Annotated in this window: 15 protein-coding genes and 4 pseudogenes; 13 read left to right on the plus strand and 6 right to left on the minus strand. The window is 61.7% G+C overall.

Features of this window, described 5'->3' with window-relative positions; all coding sequences use genetic code 11:
- Window positions 1–402 precede the first annotated feature (402 nt).
- Window positions 403–1,365, minus strand: a complete 963-nt coding sequence (locus AC5ZG1_RS42055) for an AraC family transcriptional regulator (RefSeq protein WP_496136335.1) — start codon at window positions 1,363–1,365, stop codon at window positions 403–405.
- A 148-nt stretch (window positions 1,366–1,513) separates the two neighbouring features.
- On the opposite strand from AC5ZG1_RS42055, the gene AC5ZG1_RS42060 reads away from it, so the two are divergent.
- A complete protein-coding gene (locus AC5ZG1_RS42060) occupies window positions 1,514–2,359 on the plus strand; it encodes an SDR family oxidoreductase (protein WP_456645113.1) in 846 nt (281 codons plus the stop codon).
- Between the two features lie 33 nt (window positions 2,360–2,392).
- Complete coding sequence (locus tag AC5ZG1_RS42065; RefSeq protein WP_496136336.1) at window positions 2,393–3,136, plus strand: SDR family oxidoreductase; 744 nt, start codon at window positions 2,393–2,395, stop codon at window positions 3,134–3,136.
- A 324-nt stretch (window positions 3,137–3,460) separates the two neighbouring features.
- On the opposite strand, the pseudogene AC5ZG1_RS42070 reads toward AC5ZG1_RS42065, so the two are convergent.
- The 3 genes and pseudogenes from AC5ZG1_RS42070 to AC5ZG1_RS42080 all read right to left on the minus strand — a co-directional run.
- Window positions 3,461–3,646: pseudogene (locus AC5ZG1_RS42070) on the minus strand (TrbI/VirB10 family protein); the annotation flags it as partial.
- Between the two features lie 186 nt (window positions 3,647–3,832).
- Window positions 3,833–4,518 (minus strand): annotated as a pseudogene (locus tag AC5ZG1_RS42075) (helix-turn-helix transcriptional regulator).
- 400 nt (window positions 4,519–4,918) lie between these two features.
- A complete protein-coding gene (locus AC5ZG1_RS42080; RefSeq protein ID WP_496136337.1) occupies window positions 4,919–5,824 on the minus strand; it encodes a LysR family transcriptional regulator in 906 nt (301 codons plus the stop codon).
- Window positions 5,825–5,981: 157 nt separating this feature from the next.
- On the opposite strand from AC5ZG1_RS42080, the gene AC5ZG1_RS42085 reads away from it, so the two are divergent.
- The 10 genes and pseudogenes from AC5ZG1_RS42085 to AC5ZG1_RS42130 all read left to right on the plus strand — a co-directional run bounded on the left by AC5ZG1_RS42085 (window position 5,982) and on the right by AC5ZG1_RS42130 (window position 13,806).
- Window positions 5,982–7,244, plus strand: a complete 1,263-nt coding sequence (locus AC5ZG1_RS42085; protein ID WP_496136338.1) for an MFS transporter — start codon at window positions 5,982–5,984, stop codon at window positions 7,242–7,244.
- A 56-nt stretch (window positions 7,245–7,300) separates the two neighbouring features.
- Complete coding sequence (locus tag AC5ZG1_RS42090; protein WP_496136339.1) at window positions 7,301–8,509, plus strand: FAD-dependent oxidoreductase; 1,209 nt, start codon at window positions 7,301–7,303, stop codon at window positions 8,507–8,509.
- A gap of 82 nt (window positions 8,510–8,591) precedes the next feature.
- Window positions 8,592–9,620, plus strand: coding sequence for an amidohydrolase family protein (locus tag AC5ZG1_RS42095; protein ID WP_496136340.1), 1,029 nt, complete (start codon window positions 8,592–8,594; stop codon window positions 9,618–9,620).
- Window positions 9,621–9,632: 12 nt separating this feature from the next.
- The gene (gene ligK / locus AC5ZG1_RS42100; protein ID WP_456645119.1) at window positions 9,633–10,316 is read left to right on the plus strand and encodes a 4-carboxy-4-hydroxy-2-oxoadipate aldolase/oxaloacetate decarboxylase; all 684 of its coding nucleotides are present in this window, start codon (window positions 9,633–9,635) and stop codon (window positions 10,314–10,316) included.
- Between the two features lie 24 nt (window positions 10,317–10,340).
- Entirely contained in the window at window positions 10,341–11,030 is a 690-nt protein-coding gene (locus AC5ZG1_RS42105) for a substrate-binding domain-containing protein (protein WP_456645120.1), read from the plus strand.
- A 46-nt stretch (window positions 11,031–11,076) separates the two neighbouring features.
- Complete coding sequence (locus AC5ZG1_RS42110) at window positions 11,077–12,042, plus strand: catechol 2,3-dioxygenase (protein WP_496136341.1); 966 nt, start codon at window positions 11,077–11,079, stop codon at window positions 12,040–12,042.
- 280 nt (window positions 12,043–12,322) lie between these two features.
- Window positions 12,323–12,826 carry a hypothetical protein gene (locus AC5ZG1_RS42115; RefSeq protein WP_496136342.1) on the plus strand — a complete coding sequence of 168 codons (504 nt, stop codon included), beginning with the start codon at window positions 12,323–12,325 and terminating at the stop codon, window positions 12,824–12,826.
- Between the two features lie 384 nt (window positions 12,827–13,210).
- Window positions 13,211–13,401: pseudogene (locus tag AC5ZG1_RS42120) on the plus strand (hypothetical protein); the annotation flags it as partial.
- Between the two features lie 158 nt (window positions 13,402–13,559).
- Entirely contained in the window at window positions 13,560–13,646 is an 87-nt protein-coding gene (locus AC5ZG1_RS42125) for an ATP-binding cassette domain-containing protein (protein ID WP_496136344.1), read from the plus strand.
- A 55-nt stretch (window positions 13,647–13,701) separates the two neighbouring features.
- Window positions 13,702–13,806, plus strand: a complete 105-nt coding sequence (locus AC5ZG1_RS42130; RefSeq protein ID WP_349645123.1) for a DUF1236 domain-containing protein — start codon at window positions 13,702–13,704, stop codon at window positions 13,804–13,806.
- Between the two features lie 236 nt (window positions 13,807–14,042).
- Here the strand turns inward: AC5ZG1_RS42130 and AC5ZG1_RS42135 are convergent, their stop codons facing one another.
- Both AC5ZG1_RS42135 and AC5ZG1_RS42140 read right to left on the minus strand, forming a co-directional pair.
- Complete coding sequence (locus tag AC5ZG1_RS42135) at window positions 14,043–14,267, minus strand: hypothetical protein (protein ID WP_130229286.1); 225 nt, start codon at window positions 14,265–14,267, stop codon at window positions 14,043–14,045.
- A 269-nt stretch (window positions 14,268–14,536) separates the two neighbouring features.
- Entirely contained in the window at window positions 14,537–14,710 is a 174-nt protein-coding gene (locus tag AC5ZG1_RS42140) for a hypothetical protein (RefSeq protein ID WP_496136343.1), read from the minus strand.
- On the opposite strand from AC5ZG1_RS42140, the pseudogene AC5ZG1_RS42145 reads away from it, so the two are divergent.
- Window positions 14,636–14,791, plus strand: a pseudogene (locus tag AC5ZG1_RS42145) (recombinase family protein); the annotation flags it as partial. The gene AC5ZG1_RS42140 and the pseudogene AC5ZG1_RS42145 sit on opposite strands and share 75 nt — an antisense overlap.
- Window positions 14,792–14,947: the final 156 nt, after the last annotated feature.

Consider the following 14,947-nt stretch of genomic DNA (forward strand, 5'->3'; position numbering starts at 1 on the left):
TGCAGCCTACGCCTCAAGACAATCAACTGATGTCTGAGCGCCGCATTCTCTGCTTCAAGTCGGCTCTTCGACTTGAGAGGCGAAGCCAAGACGGCCAGTACGAAACAAAGCAGCCCGATCATTCCGCGAGCTTAGGCGATTCCATTACATCATCAACTCGGATAAGGTTTTCGGTACACACAGTCGCTCCTCGGCGTGCTGGCCGATCACTCGGGCTATTCGTCCGTGTTCCTGATCGGTGGTCTCCCGGCGACTCTTGGCCTGTGGATGGCGATTTCGGCGCACCGGTTGACACACACCGCCGCCGCGTGATGCTTCGCGATCGCGTCCTCAATGGGCCAAGGTTCCGAACGAACTTGTCGCGCGCCCAGGCGCTTGAGGAATGCGAACGACACTCACATGTCAACTATTGGTGTCGCTGCTCCATTCCGCGACCAATTGAGCAGCAGGAATTGGATGGATTGCTCCATTCGACTTCTGTGGCCAGTCTAGCACGCGGAGGACGTCACGCTTCGGCGACGCCTTGAACAGGCGGCCATATTCGCGAGTGAATTGCGAGATGCTCTCGTAGCCCACGTCGAATGCGGCGCTGCTTGCCGAGAAGCCTTGTTCAAGCATGAGGCGGCGCGCTTCGACTAGCCGGAGCCGCTTCTGATATTGCCCAGGCGTGAGCGATGTCATGTGCTTGAAATACTTGTGAAAGGCGGTGAGGCTCATGCCCGCCGCCGCCGCCAGCCGCTCGACTCGGATGCACGATCGGTATTCCGCCCTCAGGATTGCGATCGCCGCACCGAGACGGCTCGCGTAGCTGGCCGGATCGGCAAGGGCCCGCAGCGCCTCGCGATGCTGCCCCGACAGCAGCCAGTAATACAGCTCCCGCATGATCCCGTCGTGCAGAAGCGGCGTCGCTTCGGGCCGGTCCAGCAACCGCATCAGCCGTAACGCACAGTCCAGAACAGCGGCGTTGCTATCTTCGGCAAAGAGAGTGCGTGTCTGGGAAGGGCGTAGGGGGCGGACCCTGCCCAGCTGCGCGGCGAGTTCGCGCAGGACCGTCAGTTGGAGTTCGACCGCGACGGCAAGATAGGGCTCGTCCCGGCTCGCCTGCACGATACGCCCGACGACAGGCATGTCGGCGCTCACGATCACCGACTGACCGGCTGAGAAGACCCGTTGTTCTCGACCCACAGTCATGAGCTTGGCGCCCTGTAGAACCAGGCAAACCAGCGGCCGGTAGACGGAATGGAGATCGCCGCGCGTCGCCTCGACGCACATCATCCGCAGCCCAGGAACGGGAGTCGGTGCAAGCCCGTCAGCGTTTGCGTGGGCGGTAGCATAGGTCCGTACGGCCTCTTTGAGTGCGTCCATGCGTCTCTCCAGCGATCCGGATCGATCATAGCGGGGGCGCGAGCGAAAATCACCCAAGCTGCAGGATTGGGCAAGTTTTGCGCATAGCTTGGCAAGCTCCGAACCGGCCCAAGCGGTATGGAACGTCCCGAGCAGGAAAGGAACTCCGATGGCTGGACGAAACGATGTGCCGCGACGGACTGTGCTGACAGCGGCGGCTCTGGCTCCCGCTATGATGGCGATGGGCCCGGCAAGCGCTCAAACCACTCGGTCGGCGCAGGTATCGAACAGCAAGGTGGCGCTGGTGACAGGTTCTTCCCGGGGCATCGGCGCCGCGACCGTCAAGCGTCTCGCGCGGGACGGCTACGCGCTCACGGTCAATTGCGTGGCCAACCGCGACCTGGCCGCAGGCGTCGTTCGCGAGATCGAAGCCGCCGGCGGACGTGCCATCTGGGTGCAGGCCGATGTCAGCGATCCGGCCGCAGTTCGCCGCCTATTCGACGAGAACGACCGCGCCTTCGGCGGTGTCGACGTGGTGGTGAGCAACGCCGGCATCATGCGATTGGCACCGTTCCGCGACATGACGGATGAGCATTTCGACAGAATGTTCGCCGTCAATGCCAAAGGCAGCTTCAACGTGCTGCGCGAAGCGTCGCGGCGCGTGCGCGACGGTGGACGCATCATCACGCTTTCATCGAGCATCGTCCAGCTTCGGTCTCCGACCTATGGCCCCTATGCGGCGACCAAGGCAGTCCAGGACATGTACGCGAGCGTCCTGGCAAAGGAGCTAGGCGCGCGCAAAGTCTCCGTAAATGCGGTCGCTCCCGGGCTGGTCAACACTACCCTCTTCACCGCTGGAAAGACCGAACAGCAAATTCAGGGTTTTGTCGATCGCACCCCGATGGGCCGCCTCGGCGAGCCTTCCGATATCGCCAACACAATCGCCGCACTCTGCAGCGGGGACGGCGCCTGGATCAGCGGACAGACGGTCTTCTCGAATGGCGCCGTCGTCTGACCGGCACCCTCGGATCAAGTGGAGTGCATGCCAATGAAGATGGCCGGAAACACGATTCTCATCACGGGCGGCGGTTCCGGGATCGGGCGCGAGCTGGCGCTGCGCTTCAATGCGCTAGGAAATGCCGTGATCGTTGCGGGCCGGCGCAGGGAGGCGCTTGAGAAGACGATCGCCGGCCGAGATCGCATGTGCGCAATGACACTCGATGTTGAAGATCCCGAGGCCATCACCGCTTTTGCCAGGCGCGTGGTCGCCGAGCACCCCGGGCTCAATGTCCTGATCAACAATGCGGGCATCATGCGTCGCGAGGACCTGACGAGAAGCCGCGATCTCAGCGACGCCGAAGAGACGATCGTCACGAACCTGCTTGCGCCGATTCGGCTCATAAACGCGTTGATCGACCATCTGGGGGCCCAGTCAGATGCGGCGATCGTCAACGTCTCGTCGGGCCTGGCTTTCGTGCCGCTCAGTGCAACGCCGACCTACAGCGCCACCAAGGCGGCGATGCATTCCTATACAGTGTCCCTTCGCATGCAACTCAAAGGCAAGGTCGATGTGATCGAGTTGGCGCCGCCGGGCGTCCAAACGGAGCTCACACCCGGTCAGTCCACCCGTGACGGGTATATGCCCCTCGATGCGTTCGTGGACGAGGTGATGGCGCTGTTTCAGCAGGAGCCGACTCCCAAAGAGATCCTTGTGGAACGTGTCAGCTTCCTACGTTGGGCGGAGCGGGACTGCCGCTTCGATCAGACTGTCGAAATGCTCAGCGCTCGGTGAGCGGGGACCCCCCGGTTCAAACCGAAAACCTGACCAGCAGGGCCGCAGTTAGCCTAGGGGCGGCGCATGCGCAACCCGGCCTTGAAGCGATTGTTGGAGCTAAGCCGACGAAATCACGGTTAGCTTCGACGCGCGGCGCCGCTGTTCCGCTTGCCTTGAGCGAAACCGCGATCGGTGGTGATAAAGCGTAGAAGCATCGGCAGACCATGCGTATGATTGGATCGGCAATCGTATGTCCCTGCTCAAGTCCGAGAATCTTCGCGTAGATGGTAAAATTGCGATGGAGTGAGGCAGGAGCTCGATCGCCTCGTTAACGGGATTGTCAGGGAAGCTTGACCTCCTCGTGAGCGTCGGTGCGACGTCGAGCTGACGCCGGACAATCTGCTGCCCGGCGTCGTTGATCGCATCCTATCCGCTGTTGCGGACAGCGCGGAGCAGCGGATTCTCGTCATCGACGGCGAGTTCGGCGCCCACGCTCAGCAGCCTTGATAGCCCAGCAGCGCGTCCGATGCCGGCATCGCGCTTCTTTTCCCTACCGCGATAACTCAGCCTCCATTGTCCGGATATCCGAACCCGATCTGGAGCGCGCAGTCGAGCGACTCGCGCAGGCCGCCGCTAGTCTGTCTGCACCGCCGCGCGGTACATCGCGCTGAAATCCTACTGCACGCCGTCGAGACGGAGGGTGTGATCTCACAGCTATCGCTGGGTGCGGGCATTAAGTTGAGCGACGTAGGTGCGCAGTATTGGGACCCGCCGCGGGCGAAAGCTGTGGCCGGTCTTGTCGACGCGCTGCAACCGATCCAGACGGAACAGCCTGAAGTCCTGGCGCAGGCAGCACCAGGCCGGCGCGGTCAAGCTCTGATCGGTATAGACGATGGCCAGCGGCCATATGGTGCGCTCGCTGACGGTCCCGGCTTGGTCGGTATAGGCAATGTCAAGGACATGTTCATGCCAGCATGCCTTCCGCATAATCTCAAGGAAGGGCGGCACCTGCATACGGCGGTGGGGTCTGAACACTCGCGAAACGGCATGCAGCAATTGCTGTTCGCGAGTGTCGGGCAGGCTCGCGGCGACCTTTGACAGCGCCGCCTCGGCGGCGGCGGACATTCTCGGATCGCCCATCGCCTTCACTTCGGCCATTCCAAGGGCGATCGCCTCGATCGCTACGCTTGAAGGTCTGTGGTGGCAGCGCGTAATCGTCGACCAGCCGGTAGCCATAGCCACGTTCGCGCTCAATGCGCGCGCCGGCGGCGCGCAGGCTGTCGATGTCGCGGTAGAGCGAACGCAGGGATACCTCCATCTCCTCTGCCAGGCGCCGCCGTGATCGGTGGCCGCATCTGCCGCATGCATTGAAGAAGCCGGAACAAACGTGGACGCGCCATGCTACCAACTGCCGGAAATTGTCAGTTGGACAGGCTTATAGCGCGTGCGTCGATTTCACAAACAAGGCCGGCACGGGCCTTATCGTACGCTCTTAAGGGGGAAGAAATGTTCGATGTAATCGGACAGATAAACTGGCTTGGCGTATTTGTCGCAACCATCGCCTCGCAGGCCTTAGGAGCCATTTGGTCACTGCCTTGTTTGGCAAGGTCTATAGGAAGGCCCTAGGGCGGGGAGGGCAGTCACCAGCCTTTGCCCCGATCTTCATCGCGGGGTCCCTGGTGTGCAATCTCATCACGACGCTCGCCGCCGCGCTGCTGACTGGCAACTAAGGAAGAGGTCCGGACATCACTCTGTTCGTCTAATGGTCAGGGCGTGACCCTCTCGCCGCTTGATGGCGCTTCAGGCTGTCTCGGAAGTCTGGCGTTGAAGCTCTAGCGCACTGAGCCGAAGGAGCCGCACAAACTCGAGGCCGGCCGGGGATAACGATCGATCTTCCCGGTGTGCAACGTCGATCTCTCGGGCGACCACAGGATCAACGAGCAGGCGTGTAACCAGTGTCGGCGCACGTAATGCGCCGAGAGCATAGCGCGGTAGTATTGTAATGCCGAACCCATTCTCGACCATCGCAAAAACGGTGGTCAGCTGGTCGAGTTCGAACGCCGGTTTCGCATCCAGACCGGCCGATGCATAGCCTCGTTCTATCTGCTCGCGGATGCCGTTACCGCGACGAAGCGCGATCATCGGAACATTCGCAAGATCGCTCCAGCGCGGATGAGCAACGGCTGCTAGCGGATTATCCGCCGGACACATCAGCACGAACTGCGAGGAAACGAGGGGGATGCGGACGATTGCTTCCTCGTCTTGGCGGAAAGTCCCGAGCGCGAGATCGATTTCTCCGGAAAGCAGCAGCTCGTTTATTGCCGCCACTGAGCGATCTACGATGGTAACGGCGACACCTGGAGACGAGCGCTCGAACGTCCGTATGACGCCCGGTAGCAACGCCGCGGCGAGAAGAGGCGGAGCCCCGACCTTGATGTGACCGCGCTTGCGTGTGCCGACGTCCCTCGCGCGTCGTATCGCGCTCTCGATTTCGCCGACCAGGCGACGCGCATCAGTCAGAAATTCGGCGGCAGCATCAGTCGGCCGCACCCTTCGCGTGGTGCGATCGAACAGCCGGAAGCCAATCTCAATCTCAAGTTCGCGGACCAGTCCCGACACCATCGGCTGGGCCATTCCAAGCCGTTCGGATGCGCGAGTGAAATTGTTGGTTTCCGCAACCGCGATAAATGCCTCGAGCTGCCGCAATGTGACGGCCATTGCGCGGATCCATTCATAAGGAATCCATATTGCTTCATATATTATCTGCGAATTGTCAAATAAATCTGGCCTCCCTAAAGTCCAATTGAGCGCTGCAACTGCGATTCAATGGCGTCTACCAACGATGGCGCCGCCGGGAGGACGGATGACGGAGTCTGCGTATGAGCAAGACCTCGATGAAACAGTCGAGGGAAAGATTTATGCGGGCTGGTTCGTCGTGCTGGGGTCGATGCTGGCGTTGGTCGTCGGCAATGGTGCCATCATCCTTTTCACGTTCGGCGCGCTGCTGCAGCCGATCAGTTCCGAGTTCGGCTGGCAACGGAGCGTGCTCGCGTCCGCCGTCGTGACCGCCCATGTGACCGGCGCGCTCATCATGCCGTTCGTCGGGGTCGCTCTGGACCGGTTCGGTGCGCGCCGCGTCGCCCTGCCGGCCATTGTCATCTTCGCGCTTGCCACGGCCGCAGGCGGGTTGCTCGGAGCGAGCCCGCTGGCGTTTATGCTGCTCTACGGCTTCCTCGGCCTGGTCGGTGCCTGTCATTCCACCCTGACCTACGGGCGCGTCGTGTCGACCTGGTTCGATGGGCGCCGTGGCCTTGCGCTGGGCATCACGCTTGCTGGCATCGGCATCGGTGCCGCATTGGCCCCCAAATATACTCACTACTTCGTTGTCGAGTACGGTTGGCGCCAGGCCTACTTCGCTCTTGGCGCGCTGCTGCTCCTGGTTGGATTTCCTTCTGTCGCACTTCTGGTGCGCGAGCGACCGCAGGAGGGGCGCGTCGAAGCGGCTCTGGCCGAGGGCATGACGTTGGGCCAGGCGTTGCACAATTATCGGTTCTGGTTCCTGGCAGTGGCGATCATGTTCGTTGCGGCTGCCGTCAACGGCACCATCGCACACATCGTCCCGATCCTGCGCGACCGCGGTATCGACGCGGGTGCCGCAACAACTGCGGTTGCCGTCGCCGGGCCGTCGCTGATCGTTGGCCGCGTGCTGTCAGGCCTGGCTCTCGATCGCTTCTACGGCCCTTACGTCTGCGCATTCTGCTTCTTGGTTCCACTCGTCGGCATCGCCATTCTGGGTTGCGGCGCCACCGGCTCGCTTGCGATATTGGCGGCCGTGCTGCTTGGTCTCGGGTTGGGTGCCGAGGGGGACATCATGGCCTATCTGACCAGTCGCTACTTCGGCATGGCGCATTATGGCGTGATCTACGGCTGCGTCCTTGCGCTATTCACCCTTGGCTCGGGGACTGGTCCCTGGATCATGGCTCACGCTTTCGATGCCGGCGGCAACTATACGACAGGCCTGGCCGGTCTCAGTGCCGCTTTGGTTGCCGCGATCGTTCTCGTTCTATCGCTCGGAAATTATCGCTATCCGGCGAAGAATTTGGGTGCGCGACCACGTCGTCCTTGAGGCCACTAGGTCGTCGAAGGACGGCACAGTTCTTTTTATCAGTCATGAGGACACCGATGAGCACCGCAGAATTGAACCAGCGCTTGAGGGTGGCGATCGTCGGAGGTGGCATCGGCGGGCTATCTGCCGCGGTCGCGCTCCGCCGTCGCGGCATCGACGTGACGGTCTATGAGGAGGCGCCGGCGCTCGGCGAAGTCGGTGCCGGGATCTTCATCTACCCCAACAGTCTGCGCCAGCTGGAGCGCATGGGCCTTGGGCCCTCGTTGGCCGGCGTCGGGGCCAAGGTTGGCCCCGGCTCCCAATATTGCCGAATGGATGGGACGGTTGTGGGCCCCATACTGACGACTGACTCCGCGGGCTGGAACGGCATGTACGGCATGCACCGTGCCGACATGCTCGACACATTGGCACGTGATCTGCCTGCGAATTCTATCCGAACCGGTCATCGCTGTGTGGGCTTCGAGCAAGATGAAGGCGGCGCGAGGCTCGCCTTCTCGAACGGCGCCCATGCTGAATTTGATCTCGTTATTGCCGCCGATGGCATCCAGTCCGTGTTGCAGAAATACGTGACCGCCCCGCAGCCGCCCGAATATTCCGGCGTGCGAGCCTATCGCGGGTTGATCGCAAGCGAGGCAGTGCCGGAATGGCAGAAAGAGGTGCACCTCGTGTGGATGGGCGAAGGCAAGCACTTCATGGTGTTTCCGGTGCGCAGCGGCCGGCTGCTCAACTATGTCGGCTTTGTGCCCACCGTGAACGAGACCGTCGAATCCTGGTCCGCGTCCGGCGATCGCGACGAACTGGCCGCCGCCTTCGCGGGATGGGATCCCCGCGTTACCAGCTTGCTTGCGAAGGTCGAGACCTGCTTCTGGTGGGGTCTTTATGACCGCAGGCCTCTCCCGAGATGGACGAACGGCCGGCTCGCATTATTGGGCGATGCCGCCCATCCGATGCTGCCGCATCTCGGGCAGGGTGCCAATCAAGCCATTGAGGATGGCGTTGCGCTCGCCGTGTTGCTGGAAGGCTGCGCTGCGGCCAGCGCCCCCGGGATGCTGCTGCGCTACGAGCGGCTACGACGAGCCCGCACGGACATGATCCAGGCCGAGGCGCGTCAGAACGGTTTGCGTTACGATTCGAAATATCGGGATCTGGGCCAGCGCGATCGTGAGATCGCCAACTCCGCCGCGTTTCGCAAGACGCTTTACGACTACGATATCGAAACGGCCGCTGCTGCAGCGCGGGATGACACGACAATGCTGTCTGCATGATAGGTTCTCGAGGTCGGTTTGACTTGCCGCCGTCGTTCGCGCCAAGCGCGGCCCGGTAGCCTCCAAAGAGGATTGAGCCTACATGATCATTGACTGTCACGGTCATTACACGACGGCGCCCCAAGCTCTCGAGACATGGCGGAACCGGCAGATCGCCGGCATCACCGATCCTTTGCGGAGACCGCGCACGGCCGACCTGAAGATCAGCGACGATGAGCTCCGCGAATCCATCGAGACCAATCAGCTTCGGCTGATGCGTGAACGCGGCATCGATCTGACCGTGTTCAGCCCGCGCGCCAGCTTCATGGCGCATCATATCGGCGATTTCGCTATATCCTCGGAATGGGCATCCATCTGCAACGAGCTCTGCTTCAGGGTATCGCGTCTGTTTCCGGACCATTTCGCCGGTGCTGCGATGCTGCCGCAGAGTCCGGGCGCCGATCCGAGGACATGCATCCCCGAGCTCGAAAGATGCGTCAGGGACTTCGGCTTCATCGCCGTCAATCTCAATCCTGACCCGTCCGGCGGATGGTGGAAGAGCCCACCGCTGACCGACCGCATTTGGTATCCGATCTACGAGAAGATGGTGGAGTTCGACATCCCCGCCATGATTCACGTTTCGACCAGCTGCAACGCCTGTTTCCACACCACCGGTGCGCATTACATCAACGCCGATACGACGGCCGTCATGCAGCTTATCGAGGGCGATCTGTTCAAGGACTTTCCGGCGCTGCGCTTCATCATCCCGCATGGCGGCGGTGCCGCGCCCTATCACTGGGGCCGTTACCGTGGCCTTGCGCAGGGGCTCAAAAAGCCCGCCTTGCGCGAGCATCTGCTCGGGAATGTGTTCTTCGACACATGCGTCTATCATCAGCCCGGCGTCGACCTGCTCACCAAAGTGATCCCGGTTGACAACATCCTGTTTGCCAGTGAGATGATCGGTGCGGTGCGCGGGATCGATCCGGAGATGGGCCATCATTTCGATGATACCAGGCGCTACATCGAGGCTAGTCAGATCCTGAGCGCCGAGGACCGACACAAGATCTACGAAGGCAATGCGCGGCGCGTCTATCCGCGGCTCGATGCTGCGCTGAAGGCGCGGGGACGCTGACAGGGAACGCCAATGACCGAACTTGGGATCGTGAAACGCAACGTCCTGCGCGCCGATCGCGCCGCCGTCGGCAAGCTCGCACGCTACGGCGTCGCAACGGTGCATGAGGCGATGGGACGCCTCGGCCTGATGAAGCCGTACATGCGACCGATCTATCCGGGAGCGCAGATTTCCGGAACTGCGGTCACCGTGCTGCTGCACCCGGGCGACAACTGGATGCTGCATGTCGCGGCCGAGCAGGTTGAGCCCGGAGACGTCGTGGTGGCGGCGCTGACCGCCGAGTGCACCGACGGCTATTTCGGCGATCTTCTCGCCACGAGTTTCAAGGCGCGCGGGGCGTTGGCGCTCGTCATCGACGCCGGCGTGCGAGATGTGAAAACGCTGGCCGAGATGGACTTCCCGGTCTGGAGCAAATGCGTCTCGGCCAAGGGCACGGTGAAGGCGACGATCGGTTCGGTCAACGTGCCCGTGGTCTGTGCGGGAGCCGCAGTGAATCCGGGCGATGCGGTTGTTGCCGACGATGACGGCGTCGTGATCGTGCCTGCCGCCATTGTCTCGAAGACGGCCGAGGCTGCGGCCGCGCGCGAGGCGAACGAGGAGGGTAAGCGCGCCAAGCTCGCTGCGGGGGTCCTCGGCCTCGACCTCTACAATATGCGCGAACCCCTGGCGAAAGCCGGCCTCAAATATATCGACTGAAACAGGATAGGCGCGGAGTTGCACGTGACGTTGGAGATCACTGGCATTTCGTCGATGGCGACGCGGCAGATACTGGCCGAGCTTGCCGCTTCCTATCAGGAGCGCACCGGATGCCGGGTTGTGCTCGCGTCGATGGGCGGTGTGGAGGTTGCGAGGAAAATCCGCGCTGGCGACGCGGCCGATGTCGTCGTTCTCGCCGGTAACGTCATGCAGCTACTGGAAGCGGAAGGCTATCTCGTTTCCGGCAGCCGCGCTGATTTCGCGCGCTCAGCGATGGCGATGGCGGTGCGCGCCGGCGCGGCACGGCCCGATGTCGCCAACGAGGAAGCCGTCAAGCAGGCGATCCTGAATGCGCGCAGGATTTGTTATTCGAGTGGGCCGAGCGGCGACCATCTCAAGCACCTCTGGGCAAAATGGGGCATCGCCGACGTGATTGCGCCACGCGCGCTGCAGGCTCCGCCGGGTGTGCCGGTCGGCGAAATGGTGGCGCGAGCCGAAGCTGATCTCGGCTTTCAGCAGCTCAGCGAACTGCTCGATCTGCCGGGCATCGACGTGATCGACGCGCTGCCTCCGGAGGTTCAGGCAATGACGGTGTTCTCGGCCGGAGTCAGCAGTGCGTCGTCCAATCCGGAGGCGGCGCGCCGGTTCGTGGGCTATCTGGTCTCGGCCGAAGCGGAGCAGGCGAAACGCCGGCACGGCATTGAACCTGCCTAGCGCCGGATGTCATTCGATCTTCGGATCCTGAGCGAGGAGTTTATACATGCACGACGAGCCGATCATGGACGTGGCGCATCTCGGCCATCTGGAACTGCTGACGCCAAAGCCCGAGGCGAGCCTGCGCTTTTTTGTCGATGTCATGGGAATGACCGAGAGCGGGCGTCGGGGAGATTCCGTCTATCTGCGCGGCTGGGACGACTACGAGCGCTACTCGCTCAAGCTGACAGCATGGCAGACGTCGGGACTTGGTCATGCCGCCTTTCGCGCCCGCAGCCCGCAGGCACTGGAACGTCGCGTCAACGCACTCAAGGGATCAGGCTACGAAGTGGGTTGGCACGAGGGCGAACTGGGCCACGGGCCGGCTTATCAATTTCGCGATCCCGACGGGCACCTGATCGAGCTCTATTACGAGACGGAATGGTACCAAGCGCCTCCCGCTTTGCGGCCGGCCCTGAAGAATCAAGCGCAACGGTTTCCTGCGCGTGGCATCAACGTGCGCCGGCTCGATCATTTCAACTGCCTCGCCGTCGACGTCAAACAGAACCGGGAATTCTTTCAGCACTTTCTGGGCTTCCGTCCGACCGAATTGATCGTGTTGAACGACGGCACCGAAGCCGGCATGTGGCTCACGGCGACGAACAAGAGTTACGACTTCGCCTACACGCGGGAGGCGCACGGGGTGAAAGGCCGCTTCCATCACATCACCTACGCGCTCGACAGCCGCGAGGATATTTTGCGTGCCGCTGACATCTTCCTCGAGAATGGCGTGTTCATCGAGACCGGTCCGCACAAGCATGCCGTCCAGCAGACCTTCTTTCTCTATGTCTACGAGCCGGGCGGCAATCGCGTAGAGGTTGCCAGCGCCGGTGCACGGCTGGTGCTGGCGCCCGATTGGAAGCCGATCATCTGGACCGAGGAGGAGCGCAAGAAGGGCCAGGCCTGGGGGCTGAAAACCATCGAAAGCTTCCACACTCACGGCACGCCTCCCCTGCAGCCCGACGGGTCATGAGGTGCTTATTATCAGACAGATAGCAGAAGCGCAGGACTCGCATGCGGCCAATGCAGTGCTGAGATATCGCCGCTAGCTGTGATGATTGCTTTGGCCTTATTTTGACATGTGGCCCAGCGACGAAAATGGCGAAAGACCGACTCGGCCCGTTACGCGACGCGTGAGAACGAGGTCGACGACCTGCTCCGAGCGGAGATCTTCGTCGACCTGTTCTCGGTCATGCATCACGCCGTTCGCGCCAGCGTCGACAGCTATTCTATCAAGAAGCTCGAACCGCTCTATGCGTTCACGAGTCCGTCCCGTTCACGAGCGGGACGGTCTGGCGGACCTTGAGTTCCTTGAGCCGTGCGGCGGGACGCCCAAGGCACCGGTGCATCGGTATCGGTTCGCGCTGCAGGACACCGACATCCGGGCTGACGACGATCTCAGGAGCGTCGGCGGCGACAAGTTCGGACGCGTCGTGGCGATCTCCTTGGACGACCGCACGATCGACATCAAGAAGCGCGCCGATACCGCCGGACTTCATCCCGAGGCGGTCGTCGCCCTTAACTTCGTCGACACGCAGGTGCTCGCGGACTCGCTGATGCGGATTGGCGAGTACGTCGCGGACCACGGAATGCAAGGCGACGGCGATTGCAGAGCGGCGCGGCACCTTCTGATGGCGCTCGCTCCGCGCCTGCGGAGCGAGCGATTGCAGGTCGACGGTGAGCCCGCGGTCGCGGCCGCGATCCGCATAGCCTTGGATCTCGATGAAAGCGTCTTTCCCGTGCAGGGCCCGCGGTAGCCATGCCGGAGTCCGAGCACCCAGATGCGCCGCGCGGGATGGAGTTCCTCTACAGCGCCAATCGGCTGAACGTCGCGACCTCGCGCGCGAAGTGCATCTGTGTGGTGATGGCGTCGCCTCGTCTTTTCGAAGTCGACTGTCGTACGCCTCGTCAGATGGCGCTTGCGAACGCGTTCTACCGGTACCTAGAAATGGCGGAGACTATCTGAGGTCGGATTATAGAGGCGGTCGATGGTGACGTGTGCGCTGGAATCGAAATGCTTCCATCACGAAGCGGCGCCGCCGAACTTCTTAGCGGATGAATGTCGTGGGTCGACAGGGGCTATCGAATGTCCCTAAAATGTAATGGAAGCAAGTTCGCAGAAGCCGGGTACGGGTGGGGCAGTGAACTTCCAGGTGACGGTTCTCAAGGTGCTGGTCAGCTATCCAGACGGGTTCGCCGTCATGGAGGCATCAAGCGCGATATGGCGACTCTGGCAACCAGCGGACGGGACTGGGCCGAAAACACGAAGCGACTGGCGGCCCGCGTGCCTGACCTGGATATCTTCTCCCAAGGTCTTAACCAGCGAATTTCGGCGTTCGGAAAATAGGAATATATTCCATAATCAATGTTATGCGAACAATATCAATTAGTTAGTATCCTAGCACGAGAGCGGCGCCTTGCAAAGGACACTATCGCAATGACCTCGAGCCCCTCATCTATCGCGCCGACGGCCCCGCCGTTCTCGACGGCGTGTCGATCAGGATCAGCCCCGGCGAATTCGTCGGCATCGTCGGCACCTCCGGTTCCGGCAAGTCGACGCTGATGCGCACCGTTTGAGATTGTCGGCGATGCTGGCGAGGCGATCCTGACCATCGCCCCCGGCTACCGTGAGGTGCCCGTAGGATACGGCGTGAGTGGCTATCGCTATACCGTCGTGAACGAACGCACCGTGCTGGTGGATCCGAACACACGCCGCATCATCCGGATCATCGAGTGATGGCTGCAGGCTGGCGAGCGGCACGCGCCTGTTACCATTCACAAGGCCCGCTCCTTTGGGCGCGAGCTATTTGTTGTCGACCGCCGTACGCAGCGAAGATGCCCGACGAGGCTTAGCGGCCACCCTTCCGGCTAGGCCCATTCTCGCAAGCGGAGATACGTCAACCTCAAGCCTCGTCGAACCCTGACAATGGTAGGCCGGTGTTCGGCTTCTCCTTCAGCATAAGCCGAGTGAGCTTAGAAAATCTCGTTCTTGATGCCTTTCATCAGACCGATGTTCGCTCCGACATAGCCGCCGATGCCTCTGCCGAGATCTCCGCCGTAGCTACCGATGTCCGCGCCTTTTCGATAATCGCTCATCGTCGACTCGGCGATGCGCCCCAGGGCTTCCTTTAGGCCTGCGCCGTTCACGGTCTCCAGCGTCTCGTCGTCCAGAGCGACGTTTTTCTGCTCGGTGTCCATCAGCCTGCTCCTGTTTGTCCTGGCGTGGCCATCGTTTCGTTGAACAAGGTGTACCCAGTGCGGCTTAAAGATTGCTTACAGGAATGCCGCGAGTTTCGTGGTTGCGACGCGAATTGACCGACGAGACTGTGGTGCTTGCCTTTCGGTAAGGCGCTCCGCACGAGCCCCGCCCCTGTCTTATCGAACTTCGAAACGCAAAAGCCCGACCTGTGAAGGCCGGGCTCACTCGAAACTGCATGGCAGCCGCTCAACGTCAGAGCGAGACCGAATTATTTTAGCATATCCTTGAGGCCGATGACGACGTCGTTCGCGCCTATCCCTACCTCGCGCATAACGCCGCGGACCGGCTCAGCCGCGATCAAGAGGACATTGCAGGGCTCTTCAAGCGCATGGTCTTCGCCGGCGTGCGGATCGTCACGCTTTCGGAGGGCGACGTCACGCATCTCCACGTCGGGCTGAAGGGCACGATGAATGCCCTGTTCCTGAAAGATCTAGCGGACAAGACGCGTCGGGGTCTGCGCGGCGTGCCGTCGAGGCGGAACGTGATATCGGCGCGTCCTTGTTCAAGGATAGGTGAGTGCGTACCATTATAGTAATGGGCGTAAGATTTCAGAATGCGGCGCAGATGCACCTCGCCCAGGACAATGATGTGGTCCAGAGATTCCCGCCGAATCGATCCG

It is taken from the genome of Bradyrhizobium sp. Leo78, assembly GCF_059512425.1.